Below are 24,964 nucleotides of genomic sequence, written 5' to 3'. Positions count from 1 at the left end.
CCCCGGCGTCAGGGGCCCCGGTTCGGGGCCGCGTTCGAGGAAGACATGCCCGACTCCCGATTCTTTGAGGCCCTGGGCCCCCTGTCGCTCCGACAGCTGGCCGAGCTGACCGGCGCCCGGGTCGCTTCCGGGGCCGGCGATCTGATGATCGACGAGGCCGCGCCCCTCAATCGCGCTTCGGGCGCCGCCATCGCCTTCGCTGCCAGCCGAAAATGGCTGGCCGAACTGCAGGCCAGCAAGGCCGGCGCCTGCTTCGTGCCGGCCGACCTGGTCGATGCCGTCCCGCCAGGCTGTATCGCTCTTGAGACGCGCCATCCGCAGGCCGCCTGGGCCATGGCCGCCGGGGCGCTGTGCCAGCCCATCCTGCAGCCCGCCGCCAGCGACTGGATCGATCCGACCGCCGTGATCGAGCCGGACGTCACCATCGGCCCCGGCGTCGTCATCGGTCCCGGCGCGCGGATCGGGGCCGGCACTCATCTCGGCCCCGGCGCCGTCATCGGTCCGGGCGTTTCCATCGGCCGCGACTGTCGGATCGGCGCGCGCGCCGTCGTTGGTTTCGCCCTGCTGGGCGACAACGTCGCCATCCATGCCGGCGGGGTAATCGGCGAGGCCGGCTTCGGTGCGGCCGGCGGGCCCAGGGGCGTCGTCGATGTGCCGCAGATGGGCCGGGTCATTCTGCAGGACAATGTGACCATCGGCGCCCACAGCTGCGTCGACCGGGGGGCCTATGACGACACCGTCGTCGGCGAGAACACCAAAGTCGACAACCTCGTCCACATCGCCCACAACGCACGCGTCGGGCGCAACTGCGTGATGGCCGCATATGTTGGAATTTCCGGCAGCGCGGTGATCGGCGACGGGGTGGCATTCGGCGGCCGCGGTGGCGTGGCCGACCATGTGACGGTCGGTGACGGCGCCAGCATCGGCGGTGGCTCCAGCGTCATCCGTGACGTGCCGGCCGGTGAAATCTGGAGTGGTTATCCGGGGCGCCCGCTCCGGGAGTTCTTGAGGGAGACGGCATGGGTCGCCAAGGCGGCCAGCCGAAAGGGGACAGACAAGTCATGACGACGGCAGATCAGGCCATGGCCGGCGGCGATATCGACATCACCGAGATCCTGGCGCGGATTCCGCACCGCTATCCCTTCCTGCTGGTCGATCGCTGCGAACAGTTCGTGGCCAACACCTCGATCGTCGGCATCAAATGCGTGACCTTCAACGAGCCCTTCTTCCAGGGGCATTTCCCCGGCCACCCGGTGATGCCCGGCGTGCTGATCGTCGAGGCCCTGGCCCAGACCGGCGCGATCATGATGTCCAAGTCGATGGATATCGATATCACCAACATGGTCATCTACTTCATGTCGATCGACGGCGTGCGCTTCCGCAGCCCGGTGCGGCCGGGCGACGTGCTGCATATGCATGTCGAGGTGACCAGGGTTCGCGGCGACATCTTCAAATTCAAGGGCAAGGCCCTGGTGAACGGCAAGGTCTGCGCCGAGGCCGAGTTCGCGGCCATGAAGGCCATGGTCAGCTGATGACCGCCATCCACCCCACGGCCATCGTCGATCCTGGCGCCAAGCTGGGCGAGGGCGTTGAGATCGGTCCTTTCTGCATCGTGGGACCGGACGTCACCTTAGGGGCCGGCTGCAAGCTGCGCAGCCATGTGGTGCTCGAGGGCGTCACGACGCTGGGCGAAGACTGCGTCATGCATCCCTTCGTCAACCTCGGCGGGCCGCCGCAGCATCTGGGTCACCAGGGTGAGCCGACGCGGCTGGATGTCGGAGCGCGCAACATCTTCCGCGAGAACGTCACCATCCATACCGGCACCGCGATGGGGCGGGGCGTTACCACCGTCGGCGACGACTGCCTGTTCATGGTCAACGTCCACATCGGCCACGACGTCATCATCGGCAACCGGGTCACCGCGGCTCCCAGCGTCGCCGTTGGCGGCCATGCGGATGTGGCGGATTTCGTCTTCCTTGGCGGCCTGGCGGCGATTCACCAGTTCAGCCGCATCGGCCGGTCGGCCTTCATCGGCGGGGGCGGCATCGTCACCAAGGACGTCATTCCGTACGGTTCGGTCTGGGGCAACCACGCCCATCTGGAGGGCTTGAACCTGATCGGCCTCAAGCGGCGGGGCTTCGACCGCGAGCGGATCAGCGCCATGCGGGCCGCCTACCGCCTGTTGTTCGCCGACGAGGGGACCTTCCAGGAGCGGCTTGACGACGTGGCCGAGGGCTATTCCGACATCCCCGAGGTGGTCGAGATCCTCGATTTCATCCGCGTCGACGCCAACCGCCCCCTCTGCCTGCCGCGCCGCGAGACATAAGGCCTTGAAGAAGCTGGGATTGATCGCCGGCGCCGGCGGCCTGCCGGCGGAGATCGCCGACCACTGCCGCAAGGCCGGTCGGCCCTATTTCGTCATCCGCCTGAAGGGCATCGCCGACGACGCCACGCTGGGTCATCCCGGCGAAGAGGTCGGCCTCGCCGAGCTCGGCAAGACCTTCAAGGTGCTCAAGCGCGAGAAGTGTGAGGCGGTCTGCTTCGCCGGCCTGGTCCAACGCCCTGATTTCACGGCCCTGAAGCCCGACATGCGCGGCATGGCCGCCCTGCCGGGCATCATCGCCGCCGCCCGCCACGGCGACGACGCCCTGCTGCGCCGGGTGCTGGAGGAGTTCTCCAGGGAGGGCTTCATCATCGAGGGCGTGCATGAGGCGGTGGGGGCCATGACCCTGCCGCTCGGGCTGCTGGGCAAGCATGGTCCCTCGGCTGAGCACAAGGCAGATATCGAACGCGCCCTGGAAGTCGCCAAGGCCATCGGCCAGCTCGACGTCGGCCAGGGAGCGGTCGTCTGCAACGGGCTGGTGCTGGCCGTGGAGGCCCAGGAGGGCACCGACAGCATGCTGCGCCGGGTTTCCGAACTGCCGGTGGCCCTGCGCGGCCAGCCGGGCGCCTTCAAGGGCGTCATCGCCAAGGCGCCCAAGCCGATCCAGGAATTGCGGGTCGACCTGCCGACCATCGGCGTCGCCACCATCCGCGGCGCGGCCAAGGCCGGCCTGGCCGGCGTGGTGGGGGAGGCGGGGCGTCTGCTGATCGTTGACCGTGAGGCGGTCATCGCCACGGCTGACGAGTTCGGCCTCTTCGTGCTCGGCGTCGAGCACAAGGCCCCGTGAGCAAGCCCCTGACGGTCATGCTGGTCGCCGCGGAGGCGTCCGGCGACTCCCTCGGGGCCGGTCTCGCGCGGGCGCTCAAGGCTCGCCTGGGCGATAGTGTCCGCTTCGTCGGGGTCGGCGGGGAGAAGATGGCGGCGCAGGGGGTCGAGAGCCCCTTCGACATCGCCCAGCTGTCCATTCTGGGCATTATCGAGGGCGTCCGCGCCCTGCCGATGGTCAAGCGGCGGGTGGCCGAGACAACGGCTCTGGCGGCGCGTGAGAAGCCCGACATCGCCGTCCTGATCGACAGCTGGGGCTTCACCCTGCGCGTCGCCCATGCCTTGCGCAAACTCGACGCCAAGATGCCGCTGGTGAAGTACGTCGGGCCGCAGGTCTGGGCCAGCCGGCCGGGCCGCGCAAAGACGCTCGCCAAAGCCGTCGACCACCTGCTCTCCATCCACGGCTTCGACGCCCCCTGGTTCGAGCGCGAGGGCTTGGCCGTCACCACGGTCGGCAACCCCACCCTGATCCGTGATTTCTCCGGCGCCGACCCGGCCCGGCTGCGCGCCCACATCGGCGCGGACGCTGCCGACCCCATCCTTCTGGTCCTGCCGGGCAGCCGCCCGGCCGAGATCCGCCACGTCTTTCCGCCCTTCGAGGACGCGATCCTGCGTCTGAAGGCCGACCGCCCGAACCTGCAGATCGTCATGCCTTTGGCCGCCACCGTGGCCGGCATGGTCAAGGAGCGCATCGCCGCCTGGCCCTTCCCGGTGCATGTCCTGGAGGACGCCCAGCTGAAGGACGACGCCTTCGCCGCCGGCACGGTCGCCCTGGCCTGCAGCGGCACGGTGACCACCGAGCTGGCCCTGGCCGGCTGTCCCATGGTCGTTGGCTATCGTCTGGGTCCGGTCAGCTATCGGCTGGTCATGCTGGTCTTCAAGTCGGCCTGGGTGACGATGTTCAACATCGCCGCCCAGGACATGGTCGCGCCCGAGTACCTGCAGAACGCCTGCAACGGCCCGATGCTGGCCTCGGCCATCGGCGACCGGCTGGACAACGAATCCCTGCGGACGGCCCAGATCGCGGCCCAGTACGAGGCCGTTGCGAAGATGGGCCGCCCGACGGTCGATCCGGCTGAACTTGCCGCCGACGCCGTACTCAAGCTGCTGGCCGAACGCGCCGCCTGACTACTTGAACCGAATGGTGTCGAGCAGAATGCGGGGAGGGCGGCCGTCTTCCGGCAGGCAGAAGACACCGCCGTGGGTCTTGGTGTCCCACCGATAGGCGCGGCCCTTGTTGAACACCTGACCCACCTGGCAGCGCGCCATGTTGCTGACTTGCTGGGAGCCGGACAGCCGGGCGTTCGGATACCCCGCCTCGGCCAGGACCCGCCGCGCCGTCTCCAGCCGCTGCAGGTTGGGGCGGTTGAGCCAGCTCACGAGGGGGACCAGGGCGAGGAAGATGGCGATGAAGCCAGCGCCGCCGAGGATCGCAAGACCGCGCCGGCTCACGCGCCTAGCCGTTTGAACATGATGCAGGTCGGCTCCAGCGGGCCGGCGCTGGAGCGGGCGTAGTCGGGGATCACCCCGGCCGCCGCGTAGCCAAGCCGCTCGTAGAGCCGCTGGGCCGGGTTGTCGGCCACGGTGTCCAGAACGATCAGGCTCTTGCCGAGCCGCGCGGCCTCCGCTTCAGCCGCCAGGGTCAGGGCCGCGCCGAGACCGCTCCCGCGGTGGGCCGGGTGGGTCATCAGCTTCACCAGGTCGACGCGGTGCTGCTGGTTGTCCGGCATGCCGACGACGATCTGCACCGTGCCGACCAGGGTCTCACCCTCCCAGGCGCCCCACATCAGACGCTCGCCGCTCTCCAGCGCCTCGCCGACCTTCGTCCAGAAGCCTTGGGCCTCGTCCAGAGACAAGGGGGCCAGGAACCCGACACTGGCTCCCAGCCGCACTGTTTCGATCAGGATGTCGCTCAACGCCGGGATGAGCCCGGGCAGCTGGTGCGGCGCGATGGGAGCGATCCTCACCGCGCCGGCCATGCCTTAGCGCTTGTCGATGGCGACGTAGTCGCGGTTCGTGGCGCCGGTGTAGAGCTGGCGCGGGCGGCCGATCTTGCGGCCCGGATCCTCGAACATTTCCTTCCACTGGCTGATCCAGCCGACGGTGCGGGCCAGGGCGAACAGCACGGTGAACATGGTCGAGGGGAAGCCCATCGCCCGCAGGGTGATGCCCGAATAGAAGTCGATGTTCGGGTACAGCTTGCGCTCGATGAAGTAGGGGTCGGAGAGGGCGATCTTCTCCAGCTCCATGGCCACTTCGAGCAGCGGGTCGTTGATGCCCAGTTCGCCGAGGACCTCGTGGCAGGTCTTCTGCATCGCGGTCGCCCGCGGGTCGAAGTTCTTGTACACGCGGTGGCCGAAGCCCATCAGCTTGTACTTGCGGGCCTTAACCCCTTCGATGAACTCGGGAATCTTGTCGACGGTGCCGATTTCCTCGAGCATCTCGAGGGCTTCCTGGTTGGCGCCGCCATGGCTGGGGCCCCAGAGGCAGGCGATGCCGGCGGCGATGCAGGCGAACGGATGGGCGCCCGAAGACCCGGCCAGGCGGACGGTCGAGGTCGAGGCGTTCTGCTCGTGGTCGGCGTGCAGGATGAAGATGCGGTCCATGGCGCGGGTCAGGATCGGGTTCGGCACCCAGTCCTCGGCCGGGACGGCGAAGCACATGCGCAGGAAGTTCTCCGAGTAGGAGAGGTTGTTGCGCGGCGACACGAAGGGCTGGCCCATGTGGTACTTGAAGGCGCGGGCCGCGATGGTCGGCATCTTGGCGATCAGGCGGTGGGCGCTGATCTCGCGCTCGCGGGCGTCGTCGACGTTGATGCTGTCGGCGTAGAAGGCCGACAGGGCGCCGACCGCGCCGGTCATGATCGCCATCGGGTGGGCGTCGCGGCGGAAGCCCTCGAAGAAGCGGTCGAACTGGGCGTGCAACATCGTGTGGTAGGTGATGTTGTGTTCGAACTTCTCGAACTCGGCGGCGTTGGGCAGCTCGCCGTGCAGCAGCAGGTAGCAGACCTCCAGGAAGCTCGACTTCTCGACCAGCTGGTCGATCGGATAGCCCCGGTGCAGCAGGATGCCGGCGTCACCGTCGATGTAGGTGATCTTGCTCTCGCAGCTGGCGGTCGAGGTGAAGCCGGGGTCGAACGTGAACATGTCCGACTCCGCGTAGAACTTGCGGACGTCCACCACGTCGGGGCCGGTCGTCCCCTTGAGGACCGGCATTTCGATGGTCTTGTCACCGATGGTCAGCGTGGCCTTATCCGCCATTCCCAGTCCTTCTCAGTCTCGATAGCAAACGTCTGTTCGGCACGCCTTATAGCGCCTCATTTGCCGGGCGAAAGCGCATCCTCGATCCGGCCGAGAGACTCTTCCTTGCCGAGCACGCTGAGGGTTATGCCCATATCGGGAGAGGGCGCGCCGCCGGTGAGGATGCCGCGCAGCGGCGGGCCGATCTTCCCAAAGCCCACACCTTCGGATTCGGCGAAGGCCTTGAGCCAGGCGCCGAGCGCCTCGGCCGACCAGTCGTTCTGTCTGGCCAGGCCTTCGGCCAGCCGGCGCAGGCGCGCGATGGTCTCTTCGGTCAGCAGGCCGCGGGTCTTTTCATCAATGGAAACAGGGCGTTGGGCGAACAGGAAGAGGGCCTGGTCGGCCAGTTCCAGCAGGGTCTTGCCCCGGTCCTTGAGGCCCGGCATGGCGGCGGTAAGGCGGGCGACCTGAGCCACGCTGAGGGGCGCCCCCCGGCGGGCGAAGACCTCGGCCACCAGTCCGGCCAGGCGGGCGTTGTCGGCCAGCTTGATGTAGTGGGCGTTGACGTAGTTGAGCTTGGCCCAGTCGAGGCGGGCGGCGGCCTTGTTCACATCCGCGACATCGAACCATTCGGCTGCCTGCTCATCGCTGAACAGTTCGTCGTCGCCGTGGCTCCAGCCCAGGCGGGCCAGGTAGTTGCGCAGGGCTTCGGGCAGGTAGCCCATGTCGGCGAACTCGCCGACCGCCTGCGCGCCGTGGCGCTTGGAGAGCTTGGCGCCGTCCTCGCCGTTGATCATCGGGATGTGGGCGAACAGCGGCACATCCCAACCCAGCGCCTGGTACATCAGGGTCTGGCGGGCGGCGTTGTTGAGGTGGTCGTCGCCACGGATGACGTGGGTGACGCCCATGTCGTGGTCATCGACGATGACCGCGAGATTGTAGGTCGGCACGCCGTCCGAGCGCAGGATGATCAGGTCGTCGAGGTCGCGGTTGCGGAAGGTGACGTCGCCCTGCACCAGGTCGCGGACGATGACGTCGCCGTTCTTGGGGCCCTTGAAGCGGATGACATGGGGCTTGGCCAGGTCGGCGGCGGTCGGCTCGCGGTCGCGCCAGGGCGAGCGCAGGGCATGGCCGGCCTCGCGGGCGGCGGTGCGGGCCGCTTCCAGCTCCTCGCCGGACAGCCAGCAGCGGTAGGCGTTGCTGGCGTCCATCAGCTGCTGCACGGCTTCGCGGTGACGGTCGGCGCGGGCGAACTGGAAGATCGGCTCACCGTCCCACTCCAGGCCCAGCCAGCGGAGGCCGTCGAGGATCACCTGGACATTGGCCTCGGTCGAGCGTTCGCGGTCGGTGTCCTCGATGCGCAACAGGAACTTGCCGCCGGTGTGGCGGGCAAACAGGGAGTTGAACAACGCCGTCCTTGCCCCTCCAATATGGAGCGAGCCGGTGGGCGAAGGGGCGAACCGTGTGACAACGGGGGTAGCAGAGGACATCGGATCTCGGACCGCTCGATTGGGCGGGCGTCTTAGCACATGGATTCGGGGCGGTCCCACCCTGCTCGAAGAGGTGATGGCCCAGCGCACGCGGTGGCGGCTGTTGGCGCCGGTGGCCTTCGGGTTGGGGGCCGCCGCCTATATGGGATTGCCGCGCGAGCCGGCGTTGTGGCTGGCGGCGCTGCTCGGCGTCGCGGCGGTCGCGGGAGCCTGGACCGTGAACCGGCTGACGCGCGGCGGCGGCTGGTTCCTTCTGGCCGGGCTCGCGGCCTTGGTGGTGCTGGGCGGGGTCGCGGGGAAGGTCCGCACCGAGCTGGTGCGGGCGCCTGTCTCCCCCGACTTCGAAAAGCCGACCGTGGTCGAGGGCTGGGTGCTGGACGTCGCCAGTCCGGGCTCCAGCGGCGGCCGGCTGCTGATCGCGCCGACGCGGATCGAGGGCCTCGAGCAAAATGAACTGCCGTACCGCGTCCGCCTGACCGTCGATGAGGGTGCGGTCGTCGGGCCGGGCCAGTCCATCCGCCTGCGCGCCGGCCTTGGTCCACCGCCGCCGCCGTCCAGCCCCGGCTCGTACGACTTCGCCCGCGACGCCTGGTTCGACCGGGTCGGCGGCGTCGGGTTCGCGGTGTCGCAGCCCCAGGCCATCGCCCTGGCCGAGCCGCCGCTGGCCCTGCGATGGGCGATGGGCGTCAACGCCATGCGCTGGAGCCTGGCTCGGCGCATCGTCGACCAGATGGGCGAGCACGCCGGCGGCATGGGCGCGGCCATGGTCACCGGCCACGAGGCCTGGATAACCAAAGAGCAGACCGACGCCATGCGGGCTTCGGGGCTGGCGCACATCATCTCCATTTCCGGCCTGCACATGGCCATTGTCGGGGGCTTCGCCTTCGCTCTGGCCCGATTGCTGATCGCCGCCTGGCCCTGGCTGGCCCTGCGTATCAACGGCAAGAAGACCGCTGCCGTCCTCGGCATGGCGGCGGTGGCCACCTACCTTGTCGTCTCCGGCGCGCCGTCGCCGGCTGTGCGGGCGGCGATCACGGCCGGTGTGGCCTTTCTGGCCGTCCTGTTCGACCGGCGGGCCATCAGCCTCGATGCGTTGGCCGTGGCAGCCATGGTCATCCTGATCCTCTATCCAGAGGCCGCGACCGAGCCCGGCTTCCAGATGAGTTTTGCCGCCACCGCCGCCCTGGTGGCCTTGGTCGAACGTCTGCCCAACCCGGTGAAGGAGATCTCGACCCCCTGGTGGATCCGCTTTCCGCAGGCGGTCGCCGTCTGGATCGGAGCCAGCATCGCGATGAGCCTAGTCGCCGGTCTGGCGACGGGGCCGTTCGCCATGCACCATTTCAACCGCGTCGCCTCCTATGGACTGGTGGCCAACCTGCTGGTCGCGCCGATATCCAGCTTCGTGATGATGCCCTTTCTTGCCCTCGGCGCCGCGCTGGAGCCGCTGGGCTTGGGCGGACCGTTCCTCGCCGTAGCCGGCTGGTCGATCGACCTGATGCTGGCCATCGCCGGTCAGACGGCTCAAACGCCAGGTGCGCAGGTCACCGTCGCCAGCGGCCCGGCCTGGACCCTACCGGTCGCCTTCCTCGGCATCCTGATCCTTTGCCTGTGGCAGGGACGCCTCCGCTGGTTGGGTGTCCCCCTGGCGCTGACCGTCGCGCTCTGGCCGAGACCCGCGCCGCCGGACCTGTGGATCGCCTCCGATGGCTCAGCCCTGGCGATCCGTCGGGGCGAGCAGGCCATCCCGGCCCGGCCGGAAAGTCGGCGCTTCGCCCTGGAGGTCTGGGCCCGCAGGCGCGGGTTGACGCTGGATGACGTGGATTCCCCGGACCTTTTCGACTGCAATCGCCGCCGGTGCCTGGGGGAGGTGGCGCAATGGAATCAGCGCCGGGTCCCGGATGAGAAAACCCTGGCCGAGCTGTGCGCGGCCAGGGTTGTCGTGTTCCGGTCGGAGGCTCCGCAAGGCTGCCGGTCCGACCTGATCCTGAGCGCCGCCGACTTCAGGAAGGGCGGCTCCGCCGAACTCTACCGCCAGGGGCAGGGCTGGCGGATCGTCTGGGCGCAGCCGCTACGCGGCAGGCGCCCCTGGACTATCAGTGATAGCGGCGGATGAGGCCGACCAGCTTGCCCTGCACGGCCACCTGGTCGGGGCCGTAGATCTGGGTCTGGTACTTGGGGTTGGCGGCCTCCAGGGCGATGGAGGCCCCCTTGCGGCGCAGGCGCTTCAGGGTGGCGGTCTCGCCCTCGACCAGGGCGACAACGATCTCGCCGCTGGTGGCCTGGTCGGTGCGGCGGATGACGACGTAGTCGCCGTCAAGGATGCCGGCCTCGATCATCGAGTCGCCGTCGACTTCCAGGACATAGTGTTCACCGGCGCCCAGCATGGCTTCGGGCACCGGCATGACGGAACGTTCGTGCTGTATGGCGTCGATCGGCACACCGGCGGCGATGCGGCCAAGCACCGACAGCTCGCGTACATCGTTGGCCGGCTCGGGCCCGCTCATGGCGGCGCGGGAGCCTTCGACGACCTGGGGCTTGAAGGTCTGGCGGCCGCCGGCCGGGGCCGAGGTGGTCGCCTGTTGCGGCAGCTTGACCACCTCCAGCGCGCGGGCCCGATGGGCCAGGCGGCGCAGGAAGCCGCGCTCCTCGAGGGCGGTGATCAGCCGGTGGATGCCGGACTTGGAGGCCAGGTCCAGGGCGTCCTTCATCTCGTCGAACGACGGCGAGACGCCGGATTCCTTGATCCGTTCGTGGATGAACATGAGAAGTTCGTGCTGCTTGCGGGTCAGCATGGGCGGGCTCTCCAGGCGCGATTCAGTGGGAACAAATCGCAAACGATATGGATGTTCTCTAGGTGTTCTTTCTTGATGTCAAGTTAACCGCGTTGCTCATCCGACATAGGAACAAGCGGAATTTTCCGCCGTTGATCAGTCCCCATCAGCGGCCGCGTGCTTCATGTTCACCCAACTCAATCCCTGCCTGCCCGTCACCGTCCAGGACAAAGGGAACGGCTATGCGTTTGCGGTCATCGACTATGGTCAGGAGCATCATCTGATCTGGGTGGTGGCGCTGGACGACAGCGGGGAGATCTGGTCGGCGCCGAACCCGAAGGTTCGGGTCTGCGGCAACTGGACCATGGGGCGGCGCGCGGCGCCGCCCGCGAGCGTGGCCCCGCTGCGGACGGCGGCAGCGGGCTGAGCCCTATCGAAGCGGCTTACCATTATAGCCGGGATCGGCGGGCGCCATGGGCGGCCCTCGGGGGCAGGCGTTGAAAACACTGAGGAAGCGGTGGCTTTGATGTTGGCCGACCGGCGGGGCGCGTAGGCTCCGGCGTAGGTGAGGCGTGGGTCCGGGCGCGGGGATTGTTGGTCTGTTTGTGATCGCGCCGGCCTACGCGGCGGGATGGCCCGGAGGCCCGGAAAATCAGGGCCTTGAATTTCGCCCGGAGTTTATTTCAGGCCAGCAGGGCGCGGGTGGCGGCGGTGACATCCGCCTGCCGCATCAGGCTTTCGCCGACTAGCATGGCGCGGGCGCCGGCGCGGGCCATGCGGTGGGCGTCGTCGGCGGTGAAGACGCCGCTTTCAGTGACCAGCAGGATGTCCGCCGGCAGATCGACAGCCAGCCGCTCGGTGACGGCGAGGTCGACGACGAAGCTGCGCAGGTCGCGGTTGTTGACGCCCAGCAGCGTAGCGCCGAGGGCAAGGGCGCGGTCGCGTTCGGCCTCGTCGTGGACCTCGACCAGGGCGTCCATGCCGTGGCGGGCGGCCTCGGCCATCAGGTCGGCGGCAAGGGCGTCGTCGATCATCGCCATGATGACCAGGATGGCGTCGGCCCCGAGGGCGCGGCTTTCGGCGACCTGCCAGGGATCGACCAGGAAGTCCTTGCGGATGCAGGGGAGGGCGACTTCGGCGCGGGCGGCGACGAGGTAGGCGTCGTCGCCCTGGAAGCTGGGACCATCGGTGAGGACCGACAGGCAGGCGGCGCCGCCGGCCTCATAGGCGCGGGCGAGGGCCGGCGGGTCGAAGTCGGCGCGGATCAGGCCCTTGGAGGGCGAAGCCTTCTTGATCTCGGCGATCAGGGCCAGGCGGTCGCCGGAATTGGCCTCCAGCGCCTTGCGGAATCCGCGCGGGGCCGTGGCGCCGCTGGCGTCGACCGTCGGCCGGGCGGCCTTGCGGGCGGCGACGTCCTCGCGCTTGTAGGCGGCGATCTTCGCGAGAATGTCGGCCATCAGCTGTGGGTCGCGGCGACCAGGCCGGCCAGGGCGGCCTTGGCGCGACCGTCGTCGATGACGGCGGTGGCCAGCTCGACCCCTTCGCGCAGGGTCTCGACCTTGTCGCCGATCAGGAAGGCGGCCGCGGCATTGAGCAGCACCACATCGCGGTAGGCCCCCTTCTCACCGTCCAGCAGGCGGGTCAGGGCGGCGGCGTTGACCTCCGGCGTGCCGCCGGTCAGTTCGTCGAGGCTGTGCTTCTGGAGGCCTACCGCGTCGGGGGTGATGTTGAAGTTGCGCACCCCGCCGTCGCGCCATTCGCAGACCATGGTGGGGCCGGTGACGGTCATCTCATCCATGCCCGAGCCGTGGACGGTCCAGGCCCGCTCGGCGCCGAGCGCGCCCAGGACGCGGGCCAGGGGCTCCAGCAGGCGAGGGTCGTAGACGCCCAGCACCTGGCGTTTGGCGCCGGCCGGGTTCGATAGCGGACCCAGCAGATTGAAGATGGTGCGGAAGCCCAGCTCCGCCCGGACCGGCAGCACGTGGCGCATGGCGCCGTGGTGGGCGGGGGCGAACAGGAAGCAGATATTGGCCTCGTCCAGCGCCTTGCGCTGTTGCTCGAGGCCGGCGTCGATCTTGACCCCGAGGGCGGCCAGGACGTCCGAGGAGCCGGACTTGGAGCTGAGGGCGCGGGTGCCGTGCTTGGCGATCTTCAGGCCGCCGCCGGCCGCGACCAGGGCGCTGGCCGTGGAGATGTTGAAGGTGTGCAGGCCATCGCCGCCGGTGCCGCAGGTATCCACGACCTCGTAGGGATGATCGAGGGTGACGGCGGCGCGGCGCATGGCGCGGGCGCAGGCGGTCAGCTCGCCCACCGTCTCGCCGCGCAGGCGGATGGCGGTGACGGCGGCGGCGATCTGGGCCGGGGTCGGCTCGCCGCGCAGGCAGGCGGCGAAGAACTCCTCGGCGTCGAATTCCGACAGGGTCTGGCCGTCCGCCAGGCGGGCGAGGAGGGGCTTGAAGGCGTCGGACATGTCTTAGACCACGGCTGTTCTTAGACCATGGCCGTTCGGGGCACATTGGCCAGATCGAGGAAATTGCCCAGCAGCTGGTGGCCGCAGTTTGTGGCGATGCTTTCGGGGTGGAACTGCACGCCGTGCACGGGGCGGGTCCTGTGGGCCAGGCCCATGATCTCGCCGTCCTCGGTCCAGGCGGTGACTTCCAGTTCCGCGGGGAGGGTCGCGCGGTCGACGGCCAGGCTGTGATAGCGGGTGGCGGTGAAGGGGCTGGGCAGGTCCTTGAAGACGCTGGCCCCCTCGTGCAGCACCGGGCTGGTCTTGCCGTGCATGATCGACTTGGCGCGGATCACATCGCCGCCGTAGGCCTCGCCCATGGCCTGGTGGCCCAGGCAGACGCCGAATATGGGCATGTCGTCCGGGGCGCCGCGCAGCAGGGGCAGGCAGATGCCGGCCTGGGCCGGGGCCTTGGGACCGGGCGACAGCAGGATGGCGGCCGGGCGAAGGCCGAGCGCCTCCTGCACGGTCAGCGCATCATTGCGCCGGACAAGCGTCTGGGCCCCAAGCTCGTTCAGGTAATGGACGAGGTTGTAGGTGAAGCTGTCGTAGTTATCGATCACCAGGATCATGGGTCGCTTCTAGCGGGGATGATGGGCGAGGGGAACGGGCGCATTCGTTGAAGCCGGCGCCGAAAAACTGGAAGAGGGCCGGCCGCGCCGATGGGGGACTTGTTTTGCGGGGGCGGGCGGCGATGATTGGCCGATGCCCGCCGATTCCGCGCTGCCCGTTCACCCCACGGCTATCGAGCCCGAGGCCATCGCTTATGCGCGCGGCCTGCTGAAGCCGCCGTTGCCGAAAGACTCGACCTGGGCGGCGATCGGAGCGGGGGCGTTGCTGGCCGTGGCTTCGCTGGCCCTGGCCTTCGCCATGCTGACCGCGCCGGCGCCGGGCGGGGACCTGCCCAAATCGCGGGTGGATATTCCCGCCGGCTAGTGGGCCTTGGGCGGCCCTTCCTGGCGGTACTTGGCCGCCTCGGCGGGGGTGATGTCCATGAAGCCCGGGACCACCGCGTTATACGCCGCCTCGTTGCGGGTGCGGGCGACGACCTCGCGATGGCCTTCCCAGATCATGTGCAGGGCCACGTAGAGCACGATGGCCAGGCCGACGTAGCCGATCCAGCGATGCTTGTGCAGCAGCTTGGCGATCCAGGTGGCGGCCACGCCCATCAGGGCGATGCTGAGCAGCAGGCCGAAGACCATGATGCCCGGGTGCTCGCGGGCGGCGCCGGCGACGGCCAGGACGTTGTCCAGGCTCATCGAGACGTCGGCGATGAGGATCTGGATGAAGGCGGACTTGAACGACTTGGCCGGCTTGACCTGCGGCACCGTGTTCGGGTCGTCGTCCAGCGCGGCCTGAGCCTGCTCCTCGCCATCGGATGCGGTGTCGCGCATCTCGCGCCACATCTTCCAGCAGACCCACAGCAGCAGCACGCCGCCGGCCAGCAGAAGGCCGATGACGGCCAGCAGCTGCACGGTGATCAGGGCGAAGCCGATGCGCAGGGCCACGGCGGCGATCAGGCCGTAGAGAATGGCCTTCTTGCGCTGTTCCTGCGGCAGGCCGCCGGCGGCCAGGCCGACGGCGACGGCGTTGTCGCCGGCCAGCACCAGATCGATCATCAGGACCTGGAGGAGGGCGGCGCCCGCGCTCGCCAGGTCGGGTCCAAGAATGCTCTCTAACATGGGCCCTCAATGCGTCAGCCGCCGATCCCTTGCAAGGACCGACGGCTGACGTTTTTCAGGTCGCGTCCCGAATTGCCCTCAGGCGTGCTCGGGTTCGCGATGGTGGTGATCGTCGTGAGCCGCGTGGCCGCGGTCGTCATGGCCATGAGCATCGGCGGCGTGGCCGTGATTGTCGTGACCGTGGCCGTCATGGCCGTGGGCGTCGTGGCCGTGCGCGTCGGGGGCCGGGGCGGCGGCATGGGCGTCGTGACCATGGTCGGCCGGCGCGGCGTGGGCGCCATGCCCGTGGTCGTCATGGGCCGGGGCCGCATGACCATGATCGCCATGGCCATGGTCCGCGTGGGCGTCGTGCGACTCTTCGCTGTGGAAGGTCATCGGCGCGGTGTCGCTGTGATGGTCGGCGCCGTGGTCGTCATGCACCGCCTCGGCCTTGCCGTGGTCGTCGTCATGATGCCCGAAGGTCATGGCTGCGGCGGCTCCGGCGGCGGCGCCCCCGGCGGCGGCGATCATCGGATTGACCGAATGATCCTTCTCCGGTGTCGCTTCCGGCTCGACGCGGCCGTAGTCGGTCATGGTGCGGAACTTGCGGCGACGCTCGTCGCGGGCCCGGCGACCGGCGCCGCTGCGGGCCATGGCCAACAGGATCAGGCCGATGACGAAGGCGATGATGGCGGCCGTGGTGGCGCCCGGCGGGATGACGGTCTCGCCGATCTTGATCGGCTTCAGGCCGGGAATGGCCAGCTTGTCGAGGTTGAAGCCCAGCTTCTTGGCCTGCGACTTGCCGGTTTCGATGGTGTTGGCGACCACCTGCTCGAGGGTGGCGATGGAGAAGGTCTTCGGCGCGCCCTTCTGGCCCTTGAGGGCCCCTTCGACGGTGGCCTTCAGCGGGGTCTTCTCGCCGTCGCCCGGCTTGACCTGCCAGTTGAAGGTGGCGGCCTCGCCCTTCTTCAGGGCCTGGGTCTGGGCGGCGTTCGGGGTGATCGTGTAGCCCTCGCCGGTCAGGGTGGCGGAGACTTCAGACTTCCTGGCGGCCTTGGTCAGGCCCAGCTTGGCGGCTTCCGACTGGATGACGTCCAGCAGATTGACCGGCAGGGCCAGGGTGACCTTGGATTCCTCACCCTTGGCCAGGCTGTCCGGCACGGTCAGGGTGGCGCCCTTGATGGCTTCGGCGCTGACCGCCGTCGACAGGGCGGCCATCTTGGGATCGATCGGCTTGGCAGGTGCGGCGGCCGGGGCCTTGGCGACCGGCGGCGGAACGACCGGCTTGGCCACGGGGGCCGGAGCGGGCGCGGCCTTGGCGACGACCGGCGGCGCGACCTTGGCCGGCGCCGGGGCCGGTTTCACGACGGGCTTGGGCGCGGGAGCGGCGGCGACCTTGGGCTTGGCCGGAGCGACGGCGGCTTTCGGCGGCGCCGGCTTGGCGACCACCACCTTGGGCGGCGGAGCCTTGGCGGCCGGAGCGGCGGCGACCTTCGGGGCGGCCTTGGCCTTAGGCTTCCAGACGGTCCAGCTGCGCTTGGGGCTCGATTTCGGCCCCGGCGCGTAGCGCTTGCCGTAGATGCGGCGGCGCTCGGCGGCGGTCATGTCTTCGGGGTTGGCGATGGGGTCGTTGTGGACCACCCAGATGCCCTGGGCGTTGCGGTAGGAGCGCAGGGCCTTGGACGGGGCCTTCGCGCCGCCTTTGCCGGGCTGTGCCTGGGCGTAGTCGCCGGCGCCGGGCAGGGGGCGGTACTTCAGGTGATCGTACTTGTTGCCATAGATCCGGCGGCGCTCTTCGAGCGGCAGGTTCTCCGGGTTGGGGATGGCGGCCATGCCACGGACGGCGGGGCCACCGGCCAGACCGTCGGTCGGGGGAGGCGAGGTGGGCTTGCCGCCCATCAATTCGCCTGTCGGGCGACTTTCCTCGTAGGACGACGGCGCTGGACCAGCGTAGCCATCGTCGGGGGCGCTACCGCCGCAGCCGGTAAGGCCAAGCAACGCAACGCACGACACGGCATATGCCGTTGAAATCAACCACTTGTTCGCCACCGGAACCCCCGAACCCATCGCGATATGTCTCCGGCGATAATTCGCTCGCCGGCAACGGAAGCCGGAGCAAATCACGCCTTGAGGCGAAGTCAAAAGGGAAAATTCACTTTTGGGTAACCTCTTCCCCCGGAGCGCGAATGCGGCTGCACTCATAGAGTGCGATAGCGGCGGCGTTTGACACATTTATGCTCTCGAACCCCCCGGGCATGGGGATTTTGGCCAGCACGTCACAGTGTTCGGCGACCAGTCGTCGCAGGCCCTCGCCCTCCGAACCCATGACAATAACGGTGGGGGAGCCGTCGAGGGCGGATTCGAGGGTCTGGGTCGCTTCCCCGGCCAGGCCGACGATGCGCCAGCCCATCTCGTTCAGAGTCTCCAGCGCCCGCGAGAGATTGACCGCCGAGGCATGCGGAATTTTATCGACGGCGCCGACCGCCGCCTTGGCGAGGGCGCCGGTCAGGGCCGGGGCATTGCGATCCTGCAGGATGACGCCCCTTGCCCCGAACGCGGCGGCGCTGCGGAAGATGGCGCCGACGTTCTGGGGATCGGTCACCTGGTCGAGCATGACCAGCATGCCGGACGCCGGATCGCCGATCTCCTCTATAGAGAGTGGCAGCAGCGGATCGGGCTTCATGGCCACGCCGTTGTGCACGGCGCCGGGGGGCAGGGCGCGGTCGATGTCACGCGGCTCGACGATCTCGACCTCCAGCTTGCCAAAGCGGGCGTTCAGCTGTTTGGCGCGGTCGGCGGTGGCGATGATCCGGCGCGGTTTGCCCCGCGCGGGATTCGCCAGAGCGGCCTCGATCGCATGCACGCCCCACAGCCAATCCTTGCCGTCCGGACCGCTCGGGCGGCCTGAACCCCTTGTGTGGCTTGGCTTTTCGCCCTTTTGCGAGTTTCCGCGAAAGGGTTGTTTCCGGTCGTTGCGTTCCCGGGATGAGGACACTATAAGACGCGCTCCTTTTGGGGCCCTGGTTCTTCCCGTTACGACGGAAGGGGCCGCGCCGCCAAGGAAATGCCTGCATGCGCGCTGGGGGAATGTCCCGAGCGGCAAAGGGGGCGGACTGTAAATCCGCTGCGAAAGCTTCGAAGGTTCGAGTCCTTCTTCCCCCACCACGCGCTGCAGGCATTCCTTCGCGACGAGCGGTTTCCAAGCTGACCAATGGGAGTTTCGGCGCCCTGCCGGATAAGCGGGTATAGTACAATGGTAGTACAGCAGCCTTCCAAGCTGAATACCCGGGTTCGATTCCCGGTACCCGCTCCAGTTCCCGATCACAGAAACCCGCCCGCCGGCGCGAAGGTATAGAGACGATGGCCAAGGAAAAGTTCGAACGTAACAAGCCGCACTGCAACATCGGCACCATTGGTCACGTTGACCATGGCAAGACGACGCTGACCGCGGCCATCACCATGGTGCTGGCCAAGTCGGGCGGCGCGACCGCCAAGTCCTACGCCGACATCGACGCGGCGCCGGAAGAAAAGGCCCGCGGCATCACCATCAACACCGCGCACGTGGAATACGAGACGGCCAACCGTCACTACGCCCACGTCGACTGCCCCGGCCACGCCGACTATGTGAAGAACATGATCACCGGCGCCGCCCAGATGGACGGCGCGATCCTGGTGGTGTCGGCCGCCGACGGCCCGATGCCCCAGACCCGCGAGCACATCCTGCTGGCCCGTCAGGTCGGCGTGCCGGCTCTGGTCGTGTTCATGAACAAGGTCGACATGGTCGATGACGAAGAGCTGCTCGAGCTCGTCGAGATGGAAGTTCGTGAGCTTCTGTCGTCCTACCAGTTCCCGGGCGACGACATCCCGATCACCAAGGGTTCGGCCCTGGCCGCCGTTGAAGGCAAGACCCCGGAAATCGGCGAACAGCGCATCCTGGACCTGATGGCCTCGGTTGACGCCTACATCCCGCAGCCGGAACGCCCGGTTGACCTGCCCTTCCTGATGCCGGTCGAAGACGTGTTCTCGATCTCGGGCCGCGGCACCGTGGTCACCGGCCGTATCGAAAAGGGTGTGGTCAAGGTTGGCGAGGAAGTCGAGATCGTCGGCATCCGTCCGCTGCAGAAGACGACCTGCACCGGCGTCGAAATGTTCCGCAAGCTGCTCGACCAGGGTCAAGCGGGCGACAACGTCGGCGTTCTGCTGCGCGGCACCAAGCGTGAAGACGTCGAGCGTGGCCAGGTTCTGTGCAAGCCGGGTTCGATCACCCCGCACACCAAGTTCATGGCTGAAGCCTACATCCTGACCAAGGAAGAGGGCGGCCGTCACACCCCGTTCTTCACCAACTACCGTCCGCAGTTCTACTTCCGGACCACGGACGTGACCGGGATCATCAAGCTGCGCGAAGGCGTGGAAATGATCATGCCGGGCGACAACGCCGAACTGGACGTCGAGCTGATCACCCCGATCGCCATGGACCAGGGCCTGCGCTTCGCCATCCGCGAAGGCGGCCGCACCGTCGGCGCCGGCGTCGTGGCCAAGATCGTCGAGTAATCTCTCTCAGCCTCACGGCTGACTGAAGCGAAGGGCCCGGAGAAATCCGGGCCCTTTTGCTATTGTCGGATCGACGCCGGGGGGAGAGCGCCCTCGCGGCCGGAAATCTGTACAGTGCCGCCTGTGACTGTTGACCCCCCGCCTTCGCCGCCGCGTCGCCGCGCCCTCATGCTGGTCAATCCCAATGCCCGCAGGGGTCCGCAGGCGCTGGGCCTGGTCCCGCGGCTCGCCGCCGGCGGCATCGACGTCACCGTCGAGCAGTTCACCTCACCTGCCGAGGTTTCGCCCGATATCGTGCGGCGCGCAGCCGAGATCGACCTCGTGATCGTCTGTGGCGGCGACGGCACCATCGCGGCGGCGGCGCGGGGCCTGCTGCAGGCCGGCCTTCCCATGGGCATCCTCCCGCTGGGGACCGCCAACGACCTGGCCCGCACGCTTGGCCTGCCACTGGACCTCAGCGCGGCTGCCGACATCATCGTGCGTGGAAGGACAGAGCGCATCGACATGGGCGAGGTGAACGGCCACGCCTTCTTCAATGTCGCCAGCCTTGGACTGAGCGCCGACCTGGCCCGGGGGCTGACAGCGGAGAGCAAGCGGCGCTGGGGCCGGCTGGCCTACGCGATCCGCGCCATGGAGGTGCTGTTCGCCGCCCGCCCCTTCGACGCCGAGATCATCAATCGACAGGAAACCGTCGCCGTCAGGACCCTGCAGGTCGCCATCGGCAACGGGCGTCACTACGGCGGAGGCTCGATCATTCACGAAGAGGCCAGCATCGCCGACGGCCACCTGGACCTCTACAGCCTGGAACCCCGCGCCGTGTGGAAGCTTGCCCTCCTGTTCGGCGCCTTTCGTCAGGGCCGCCACGGCCTCTGGGCCGAGGTCCAGACCTCAAAATGCGTGGAGTTCGACGTTCGAACCCGGACGCCGCGACCGATCAACGTCGACGGCGACATCGTCACCGAAACCCCCGCCCACTTCATCGTGCGGCCGGCGGCGATCGAGGTGTTCGCGCCCTGAGGAGGCGTCCCCGGGATCGGGAGTTGGCGTTGGCCCCAAGATGTGCGCTCATGAGGTCTCGGTTGGAGGGACTTCCCATGATCAAGCGTCTGCTTATCGTTGTGGCCGCCCTGATGGGCGCCGCGCTCGTCGCCTCACCCGCCGCCGCCCAGGCGAGCCGGACCTGGGTGTCCGGGGTCGGGGACGACGTCAATCCGTGCAGCCGCACCGCGCCGTGCAAGACCTTCGCGGGGGCCATCTCGAAGACAGCCGCCGGCGGCGAGATCAGCGTGCTGGATCCAGGCGGGTTCGGGGCGGTGACCATCACCAAGTCGATCAGCATCGTCGCAGAGGGCAACGAGGGCGGCATCCTGGCCAGCCTGACCAACGGCATTACCATCAACTCGCCGACCGCCGTGGTCTACATCCGGGGCCTGATCATCGAGGGCAAGGGTGATGGCCTGAACGGGGTCAACATCGTCGCCGCCAAGTCGGTGCTGATCGAAAACACCGTCATTCGCGGCTTCAAGGGCGCCGGCCCGGGCAACGGCGCGGCGGTGAAGGCGGCGGGCACGGCCAAGGTGACCATCGTGCGCTCGACGCTGGCGGACAACCGCGTGGCCATCAAGGCGGACGTGTTCGGCACCGAGGTGCTGATCCGAGGCCTGACCATCACCGGCAATGACGTGGTCATCGAGAGCACGGCCTTCGTGCGGTCCTACGGCGACAACGTTATCAACCACAACACCGCCGACGGGACGCTGCTGCCGAAGATCCCGCTGAAATAGCCCGTTCCTTAACCCGACCTTCGTCACCCCTCCCGTAAAGCGAACTGGCACACCGCTTGCGGGAATTCGGTCAGAAAGACTGAAGGGGTTTCGTTTTGGGTCGCCAGCTACAGGTCGAGATCGTCGGGACGGAGGCCTTGAGCCCCGCCGAGCGCTCGCTATGGCTGGGCTGGACCGCCAGCAACACGGCGCTTGAATCGCCCTTCTTCCATCCCGACTTCACCGCTGTCGCCGGCCAGGTCGCGCCGGAAGCCAGGCTGGCCGTGCTGCATCGGAACGGCACAGTGGTCGGCTTCCTGCCGCACCAGCGGCGGGGTGGCGCGGCCCAGGCGCTGGGCGCGCCGCTCAACGACTATCACGCGGTCATCGCCGGGCCGGACCTGGCGGTCTCCATCGACCAGGCCGCCGAACTGCTCGGGGCCCGCACCTTCACCGCCACCGGCTGGACCGGCCCGGCGCAGGAGAGCGAGGGCCGCACCCGGGCCCGCACCCTGCTGGCCGACGCTTCGCAGGGCTGGGATGGCTGGTACGCTGGACGCAAGGCGACGTTCAGCAAGTTCTTCAAGGACAAGGAGCGGGCGCGGCGCTCGTTCGAGCGGGACCTCGGGCCGATCCGCGTCGAGACGGCGACCGGGGACCTGAGCCACTTCGACCGGCTGATTGCGCTGAAGCAGGCGCAGTATCAGCGCACCCGCCGCCACGACATCTTCGCCTGCGGCTGGACCGTCGACATGCTGCGGGCCCTGCTGACCCACCAGAGCCTGGACTTCGGGGCGCGGCTGGCCGTGCTTTACGCCGGTGACCGGCCCATGGCCTATGAGCTGGGTCTCAAGGGCGGCGGCCACTATCACTTCTGGCTGCCGGCCTATGAGGCGGACGCGGCTCGCTACTCGCCGGGCATGCTGCTCAGCATGGCGACCATGCAGGCGCACGACGCGGCCGGGGAGGGGACCGGCCTCTACGACTTCGGCTTCGAGGGTGAAGCCTACAAGAAGTACTTCTGCGATCTGACCCGCGAGGTCTGGGAGGGCGTCGGCCATGCCGGCGGCCCCTCGGCCCTCGGCGCGTTGTCGGGTCTTGCCCCAGGAGGTCTGGCGCAGAGCGTGCGCCGCCGCTGGGCCACCATCGACGCCTGCGAGACCACGACGCTCGGCCGGGTGCGGGCGCTCAGCGTCGCCGCCCAGGCCATGGCCGGCCGCGGCCGCTCCCAGACTGCCGCCAGCCTGATGCTGGCCGCCTCCACCCTTTGCCTCTGACGGGATGAGACCATGAGCTGGCTGTCGCAACCGAAGGTCTACGATCACAAGATCCATGAGACGGGCCTGGCCTCCGATGAGGCCCTGGCGGCGCTGCTGGACTGCTATCCGGCCGAACTGCTGGATATCAACGCCTACAGCTACGACGCCGAGGGCCAGGTCAGCCTGGCGACGGGCGAGCGGGGCCGGGCCGACGGGGCGACCCTGCTGGACGCCATCAAGGGCGGCCGGGTCTGGATCAACCTGCGCGACGCGCATGAGGCCCATCCGGAGCTGTGGAGCCACATTCAGCCGCAGTTCGACGCCATCGCCGAGGACCTGGGCGTCAAACCGATCAAGGTCACCGGCCAGCTGATCCTGTCCTCGCCGCAGACCAAGGTGCCCTACCACTTCGACGCCGCCGGGGTGGTGCTGTTCCACCTGCGCGGGGTGAAGAAGCTGTGGGTCTACCCGACCGACGAGGCGCACCAGCCGCAATCGTCGATCGAGAAGGTGATCATGCGCGTGCAGGCCGAGGAGCTGCCCTACCGCATGGCGTTCGACCAGGACGCCCAGGTCGTTGAACTGCAGCCGGGCCAGGCCCTGACCTGGCCGCTGTATGCGCCGCACCGGGTGGAGAACCAGGGGGTGTTCAATGTCTCCCTGTCGCTAGACTTCCAGACCTGGGGCACCCGCCTGATGCGCGGCGCCCACTATGCCAACGGCGTTCTGCGTCGCTACGGCGTCAAGCCGGCGGCCATGGAGCACACGCCGGCGGCGGCCCGCGCGGCCCTGTGGGCGGCGTCGCTGGCCATGAAGAAGGCCAACCTGGCGCCCAACCTGATCAAGGACTACGAGCGCAGCTTCGAGCTTTCGGCCCAGGGCAAGAAGGCGGCGTAGTTTTTCCTTGGTCGCGCGTTTGTCCCGAGAACCGGTTCCGACTTCTCGGAACGCGCTCGTTTGTTTCAGGTCGGACATGAAACATTGGTCATGACCTCGAATTAAGCTGCCTTGCCGCACGGTCGGTCCTAGCGTTCCCTCACCATTCAGGAGGGACAAACCCAATGCGCCTCATCGCCACTGCCGGGCTCGCCGCCCTGGCGCTCGTCGCCACTGCCACCGCCGCATCGGCCGGCGACCGTGAACACCGCGTCGTCATCAAGAACGCCGTCGCCCGCGTCACCGTCGTGCCGCAGGACCGCACCGACGTGCAGGTGGTCGTCAAGACCAACGATCCCCGCCTCGTCCTCAAGGTCGAGAAGAAGGGTGAGCGGACCATCCTCGACGGCGACCTGAAGTGGAACAAGATCCGCAACTGCACGGGCACGGGCGAAGCCGCCACCGCCGAGATCAAGGACGTCGGCGTGATCAAGTACAAGGACATGCCGGAAGTCGTCATCTACACGCCCAAAAACGTCGACGTCGGCTCCTCCGGCGCGGTCTGGGGCTATATCGGCCGGGCCGACAGCGTGAACTTCGCCAACGCCGGCTGCGGCGACTGGACCATCGCCAACGTGTCCGGAAAGCTGGACATCGCCCAGGCGGGCTCGGGCGACGTGCTGGCCGGTGATGTCGGCGGGCTGGACCTCAGCGTCGCCGGATCGGGCGACACCAAGCTGAAGGCGGTGGCCGGCATGGCCGACATCTCCATCGCCGGCTCGGGCAACGTCATCATGGCCTCGCTGAACGGCAACCTCGACGTCTCCATCGCCGGGTCGGGCGACATCCGCATCTACGGCGGCAAGGCCGACAGCGTCGATGTTTCCGTGGCCGGTTCGGGTGACGTCCGCTTCGCCGGCGAGGCGACCAAGGTCGACGCCAGCTTCATGGGCTCGGGCGACCTGTGGGTGACCAAGGCCGGCTCGGTCGACAAGTCGGTCATGGGCTCCGGCGCCGTGCACGTCGGCGAGTTCGATATGAAGAAGGACTGATCGTCCTTCACGATTGAGCCTGAAGAGGAAGGGCGCTCCGTTGCCGGAGCGCCCTTCTTTGCTTGTGAGCCGCTGCTGGGCCTACCCCTAGGGGCAGCCGAGCAAGCAGGAGCCCAAAACATAGTCGGCCTCCCACATGCAGTTGCCGTAGTCGATCAGCTGATCGTTCGTTGGCAGGTTAGGCATGGCGCGGCGGCACTGGTCCTGAGCCCCAGCCCAGCGGTTTACACATTGGGTAACGCAGGTGCTGGCGGGATCCGCGCGCGCCAGCTCAGGCGTGACCAAGGCGGCGGCCGGCCCTAGCAAGAACATGCTCAGCCCCATGGCCCCGATGGCCAGCTTCTTCATCAACATGGCAATCCTCCCGTTTCGCGAGAAGATGGTCGCACGACAATCCTATATTGCAACCCATATTGAGCGTCAGGGTTGGCTTTCGAGTCCGGGCGCGCAGGTATTTCTCCAGGTTCGCGCCGTTTCGACTGGTGTCCCTCCGGAATCTCTTTATAGAGCCCGCTCCGGCGTGTGACGCCCGTCGATCCTGTTCAGCGAAACGGCCCACAAGCCTTGACGCACCGGGATTCGAGG

The 24,964-nt window shown here is 68.1% G+C and carries 26 protein-coding genes and 2 tRNA genes; 16 read left to right on the top strand and 12 right to left on the bottom strand.

Translation table 11 applies throughout. The annotated features are described in order from the left end of the window. Nucleotides 1–45 precede the first annotated feature (45 nt). Genes lpxD through lpxB form a run of 5 tightly spaced genes read left to right on the top strand, consistent with a single transcriptional unit; the run spans nt 46 to nt 4,336 of the window. Nucleotides 46–1,065, top strand: a complete 1,020-nt coding sequence (gene lpxD / locus AC2YG9_RS13100) for a UDP-3-O-(3-hydroxymyristoyl)glucosamine N-acyltransferase (RefSeq protein WP_487298415.1) — start codon at nt 46–48, stop codon at nt 1,063–1,065. Then, nucleotides 1,062–1,532 carry a 3-hydroxyacyl-ACP dehydratase FabZ gene (gene fabZ, locus AC2YG9_RS13095; protein ID WP_487298414.1) on the top strand — a complete coding sequence of 157 codons (471 nt, stop codon included), beginning with the start codon at nt 1,062–1,064 and terminating at the stop codon, nt 1,530–1,532. The genes lpxD and fabZ overlap by 4 nt, the downstream gene beginning before the upstream one ends. Beyond that, nucleotides 1,532–2,326 (top strand): acyl-ACP--UDP-N-acetylglucosamine O-acyltransferase, encoded by a 795-nt coding sequence (lpxA, locus tag AC2YG9_RS13090; protein WP_487298413.1) that lies wholly within the window; start codon nt 1,532–1,534, stop codon nt 2,324–2,326. Before fabZ ends, lpxA begins: the two co-directional genes overlap by 1 nt. A gap of 4 nt (nt 2,327–2,330) precedes the next feature. Next, the gene (gene lpxI, locus AC2YG9_RS13085) at nt 2,331–3,170 is read left to right on the top strand and encodes a UDP-2,3-diacylglucosamine diphosphatase (RefSeq protein ID WP_487298412.1); all 840 of its coding nucleotides are present in this window, start codon (nt 2,331–2,333) and stop codon (nt 3,168–3,170) included. Next, the gene (lpxB, locus tag AC2YG9_RS13080; protein WP_487298411.1) at nt 3,167–4,336 is read left to right on the top strand and encodes a lipid-A-disaccharide synthase; all 1,170 of its coding nucleotides are present in this window, start codon (nt 3,167–3,169) and stop codon (nt 4,334–4,336) included. The genes lpxI and lpxB overlap by 4 nt, the downstream gene beginning before the upstream one ends. On the opposite strand, the gene AC2YG9_RS13075 is transcribed toward lpxB, so the two are convergent. The 4 genes from AC2YG9_RS13075 to gltX are packed head-to-tail and all read right to left on the bottom strand — an operon-like array spanning nt 4,337 to nt 7,937. After that, nucleotides 4,337–4,660: a hypothetical protein gene (locus AC2YG9_RS13075; RefSeq protein ID WP_487298410.1), complete on the bottom strand. Its 324-nt coding sequence runs from the start codon at nt 4,658–4,660 to the stop codon at nt 4,337–4,339. It lies immediately after the preceding gene. Beyond that, entirely contained in the window at nt 4,657–5,187 is a 531-nt protein-coding gene (locus AC2YG9_RS13070) for a GNAT family N-acetyltransferase (RefSeq protein ID WP_487298409.1), read from the bottom strand. Before AC2YG9_RS13070 ends, AC2YG9_RS13075 begins: the two co-directional genes overlap by 4 nt. Before the next feature lie 3 nt (nt 5,188–5,190). Further along, nucleotides 5,191–6,468, bottom strand: a complete 1,278-nt coding sequence (gltA, locus tag AC2YG9_RS13065; protein ID WP_487298408.1) for a citrate synthase — start codon at nt 6,466–6,468, stop codon at nt 5,191–5,193. 56 nt (nt 6,469–6,524) lie between these two features. After that, on the bottom strand, nt 6,525–7,937 hold the full coding sequence (gene gltX, locus AC2YG9_RS13060; RefSeq protein WP_487298407.1) for a glutamate--tRNA ligase: 1,413 nt from the start codon (nt 7,935–7,937) through the stop codon (nt 6,525–6,527). A gap of 76 nt (nt 7,938–8,013) precedes the next feature. On the opposite strand from gltX, the gene AC2YG9_RS13055 reads away from it, so the two are divergent. Beyond that, entirely contained in the window at nt 8,014–10,050 is a 2,037-nt protein-coding gene (locus AC2YG9_RS13055; protein WP_487298406.1) for a ComEC/Rec2 family competence protein, read from the top strand. Here the strand turns inward: AC2YG9_RS13055 and lexA are convergent. After that, complete coding sequence (gene lexA, locus AC2YG9_RS13050; protein ID WP_487298405.1) at nt 10,031–10,729, bottom strand: transcriptional repressor LexA; 699 nt, start codon at nt 10,727–10,729, stop codon at nt 10,031–10,033. The genes AC2YG9_RS13055 and lexA overlap by 20 nt on opposite strands. A 163-nt stretch (nt 10,730–10,892) precedes the next feature. Between lexA and AC2YG9_RS13045 the strand changes: the two genes are divergently transcribed. After that, the gene (locus AC2YG9_RS13045) at nt 10,893–11,135 is read left to right on the top strand and encodes a hypothetical protein (RefSeq protein WP_487298404.1); all 243 of its coding nucleotides are present in this window, start codon (nt 10,893–10,895) and stop codon (nt 11,133–11,135) included. A 256-nt stretch (nt 11,136–11,391) separates the two neighbouring features. On the opposite strand, the gene trpC is transcribed toward AC2YG9_RS13045, so the two are convergent. From trpC to AC2YG9_RS13030, 3 genes are read right to left on the bottom strand one after another with little or no spacing between them, the layout of a single operon-like run. Beyond that, complete coding sequence (gene trpC / locus AC2YG9_RS13040; RefSeq protein WP_487298403.1) at nt 11,392–12,165, bottom strand: indole-3-glycerol phosphate synthase TrpC; 774 nt, start codon at nt 12,163–12,165, stop codon at nt 11,392–11,394. Then, nucleotides 12,165–13,178, bottom strand: a complete 1,014-nt coding sequence (gene trpD, locus AC2YG9_RS13035; RefSeq protein WP_487298402.1) for an anthranilate phosphoribosyltransferase — start codon at nt 13,176–13,178, stop codon at nt 12,165–12,167. The genes trpC and trpD overlap by 1 nt, the downstream gene beginning before the upstream one ends. A gap of 20 nt (nt 13,179–13,198) precedes the next feature. Then, nucleotides 13,199–13,789: an anthranilate synthase component II gene (locus AC2YG9_RS13030; RefSeq protein WP_487298401.1), complete on the bottom strand. Its 591-nt coding sequence runs from the start codon at nt 13,787–13,789 to the stop codon at nt 13,199–13,201. A 133-nt stretch (nt 13,790–13,922) separates the two neighbouring features. Here AC2YG9_RS13030 and AC2YG9_RS13025 point away from each other — a divergent pair, with 133 nt between their 5' ends. Continuing rightward, the gene (locus tag AC2YG9_RS13025; RefSeq protein WP_487298400.1) at nt 13,923–14,153 is read left to right on the top strand and encodes a hypothetical protein; all 231 of its coding nucleotides are present in this window, start codon (nt 13,923–13,925) and stop codon (nt 14,151–14,153) included. On the opposite strand, the gene AC2YG9_RS13020 is transcribed toward AC2YG9_RS13025, so the two are convergent. The 3 genes from AC2YG9_RS13020 to rlmB form a co-directional block, all read right to left on the bottom strand. After that, nucleotides 14,150–14,899, bottom strand: a complete 750-nt coding sequence (locus AC2YG9_RS13020) for a TerC family protein (RefSeq protein WP_487298399.1) — start codon at nt 14,897–14,899, stop codon at nt 14,150–14,152. The genes AC2YG9_RS13025 and AC2YG9_RS13020 overlap by 4 nt on opposite strands. 78 nt (nt 14,900–14,977) lie before the next feature. Further along, nucleotides 14,978–16,777 carry a hypothetical protein gene (locus AC2YG9_RS13015; protein WP_487298398.1) on the bottom strand — a complete coding sequence of 600 codons (1,800 nt, stop codon included), beginning with the start codon at nt 16,775–16,777 and terminating at the stop codon, nt 14,978–14,980. A 253-nt stretch (nt 16,778–17,030) separates the two neighbouring features. Beyond that, entirely contained in the window at nt 17,031–17,873 is an 843-nt protein-coding gene (gene rlmB / locus AC2YG9_RS13010) for a 23S rRNA (guanosine(2251)-2'-O)-methyltransferase RlmB (protein ID WP_487298397.1), read from the bottom strand. 86 nt (nt 17,874–17,959) lie between these two features. Here rlmB and AC2YG9_RS13005 point away from each other — a divergent pair. The 8 genes from AC2YG9_RS13005 (at nt 17,960) to AC2YG9_RS12970 (ending at nt 24,379) form a co-directional block, all read left to right on the top strand. Then, nucleotides 17,960–18,043 (top strand) — tRNA-Tyr (locus tag AC2YG9_RS13005). Between the two features lie 74 nt (nt 18,044–18,117). Then, a tRNA-Gly gene (locus AC2YG9_RS13000) sits at nt 18,118–18,191 on the top strand. A 47-nt stretch (nt 18,192–18,238) separates the two neighbouring features. Then, nucleotides 18,239–19,429, top strand: a complete 1,191-nt coding sequence (gene tuf, locus AC2YG9_RS12995; protein ID WP_487296206.1) for an elongation factor Tu — start codon at nt 18,239–18,241, stop codon at nt 19,427–19,429. A gap of 123 nt (nt 19,430–19,552) precedes the next feature. Further along, nucleotides 19,553–20,446, top strand: coding sequence for a lipid kinase (locus AC2YG9_RS12990; RefSeq protein WP_487298396.1), 894 nt, complete (start codon nt 19,553–19,555; stop codon nt 20,444–20,446). Nucleotides 20,447–20,523: 77 nt separating this feature from the next. Continuing rightward, nucleotides 20,524–21,213: a right-handed parallel beta-helix repeat-containing protein gene (locus AC2YG9_RS12985; protein ID WP_487298395.1), complete on the top strand. Its 690-nt coding sequence runs from the start codon at nt 20,524–20,526 to the stop codon at nt 21,211–21,213. A 95-nt stretch (nt 21,214–21,308) separates the two neighbouring features. Continuing rightward, nucleotides 21,309–22,469, top strand: a complete 1,161-nt coding sequence (locus AC2YG9_RS12980) for a GNAT family N-acetyltransferase (protein ID WP_487298394.1) — start codon at nt 21,309–21,311, stop codon at nt 22,467–22,469. A gap of 12 nt (nt 22,470–22,481) precedes the next feature. After that, nucleotides 22,482–23,348 carry a transcriptional regulator gene (locus tag AC2YG9_RS12975; RefSeq protein ID WP_487298393.1) on the top strand — a complete coding sequence of 289 codons (867 nt, stop codon included), beginning with the start codon at nt 22,482–22,484 and terminating at the stop codon, nt 23,346–23,348. Nucleotides 23,349–23,512: 164 nt separating this feature from the next. After that, nucleotides 23,513–24,379 carry a GIN domain-containing protein gene (locus tag AC2YG9_RS12970; protein ID WP_487298392.1) on the top strand — a complete coding sequence of 289 codons (867 nt, stop codon included), beginning with the start codon at nt 23,513–23,515 and terminating at the stop codon, nt 24,377–24,379. A gap of 87 nt (nt 24,380–24,466) precedes the next feature. On the opposite strand, the gene AC2YG9_RS12965 is transcribed toward AC2YG9_RS12970, so the two are convergent. Further along, nucleotides 24,467–24,727, bottom strand: coding sequence for a hypothetical protein (locus AC2YG9_RS12965; RefSeq protein ID WP_487298391.1), 261 nt, complete (start codon nt 24,725–24,727; stop codon nt 24,467–24,469). Nucleotides 24,728–24,964: the final 237 nt, after the last annotated feature.

The sequence above is a fragment of the Caulobacter sp. SRI_014 genome, from assembly GCF_057586315.1.
Note: the sequence above shows the minus strand (reverse complement) of the source record. Positions and strands in the feature narration are given on the sequence as shown.

What these genes read in the sequence shown, in the direction of transcription:
- lexA (WP_487298405.1), bottom strand. Translation starts at nt 10,729, where the DNA reads ATGCTGACCCGCAAGCAGCACGAACTTCTCATGTTCATCCACGAACGG.
- AC2YG9_RS13025 (WP_487298400.1), top strand. Translation starts at nt 13,923, where the DNA reads ATGCCCGCCGATTCCGCGCTGCCCGTTCACCCCACGGCTATCGAGCCC.
- AC2YG9_RS13030 (WP_487298401.1), bottom strand. Translation starts at nt 13,789, where the DNA reads ATGATCCTGGTGATCGATAACTACGACAGCTTCACCTACAACCTCGTC.
- lpxA (WP_487298413.1), top strand. Translation starts at nt 1,532, where the DNA reads ATGACCGCCATCCACCCCACGGCCATCGTCGATCCTGGCGCCAAGCTG.
- lpxD (WP_487298415.1), top strand. Translation starts at nt 46, where the DNA reads ATGCCCGACTCCCGATTCTTTGAGGCCCTGGGCCCCCTGTCGCTCCGA.
- gltX (WP_487298407.1), bottom strand. Translation starts at nt 7,937, where the DNA reads ATGTCCTCTGCTACCCCCGTTGTCACACGGTTCGCCCCTTCGCCCACC.
- trpD (WP_487298402.1), bottom strand. Translation starts at nt 13,178, where the DNA reads ATGTCCGACGCCTTCAAGCCCCTCCTCGCCCGCCTGGCGGACGGCCAG.
- fabZ (WP_487298414.1), top strand. Translation starts at nt 1,062, where the DNA reads ATGACGACGGCAGATCAGGCCATGGCCGGCGGCGATATCGACATCACC.
- gltA (WP_487298408.1), bottom strand. Translation starts at nt 6,468, where the DNA reads ATGGCGGATAAGGCCACGCTGACCATCGGTGACAAGACCATCGAAATG.
- AC2YG9_RS12985 (WP_487298395.1), top strand. Translation starts at nt 20,524, where the DNA reads ATGATCAAGCGTCTGCTTATCGTTGTGGCCGCCCTGATGGGCGCCGCG.
- AC2YG9_RS13015 (WP_487298398.1), bottom strand. Translation starts at nt 16,777, where the DNA reads ATGGGCGGCAAGCCCACCTCGCCTCCCCCGACCGACGGTCTGGCCGGT.
- AC2YG9_RS13055 (WP_487298406.1), top strand. Translation starts at nt 8,014, where the DNA reads ATGGCCCAGCGCACGCGGTGGCGGCTGTTGGCGCCGGTGGCCTTCGGG.
- trpC (WP_487298403.1), bottom strand. Translation starts at nt 12,165, where the DNA reads ATGGCCGACATTCTCGCGAAGATCGCCGCCTACAAGCGCGAGGACGTC.
- AC2YG9_RS12975 (WP_487298393.1), top strand. Translation starts at nt 22,482, where the DNA reads ATGAGCTGGCTGTCGCAACCGAAGGTCTACGATCACAAGATCCATGAG.
- tuf (WP_487296206.1), top strand. Translation starts at nt 18,239, where the DNA reads ATGGCCAAGGAAAAGTTCGAACGTAACAAGCCGCACTGCAACATCGGC.
- AC2YG9_RS13045 (WP_487298404.1), top strand. Translation starts at nt 10,893, where the DNA reads ATGTTCACCCAACTCAATCCCTGCCTGCCCGTCACCGTCCAGGACAAA.
- AC2YG9_RS13070 (WP_487298409.1), bottom strand. Translation starts at nt 5,187, where the DNA reads ATGGCCGGCGCGGTGAGGATCGCTCCCATCGCGCCGCACCAGCTGCCC.
- AC2YG9_RS12970 (WP_487298392.1), top strand. Translation starts at nt 23,513, where the DNA reads ATGCGCCTCATCGCCACTGCCGGGCTCGCCGCCCTGGCGCTCGTCGCC.
- AC2YG9_RS12965 (WP_487298391.1), bottom strand. Translation starts at nt 24,727, where the DNA reads ATGAAGAAGCTGGCCATCGGGGCCATGGGGCTGAGCATGTTCTTGCTA.
- AC2YG9_RS13020 (WP_487298399.1), bottom strand. Translation starts at nt 14,899, where the DNA reads ATGTTAGAGAGCATTCTTGGACCCGACCTGGCGAGCGCGGGCGCCGCC.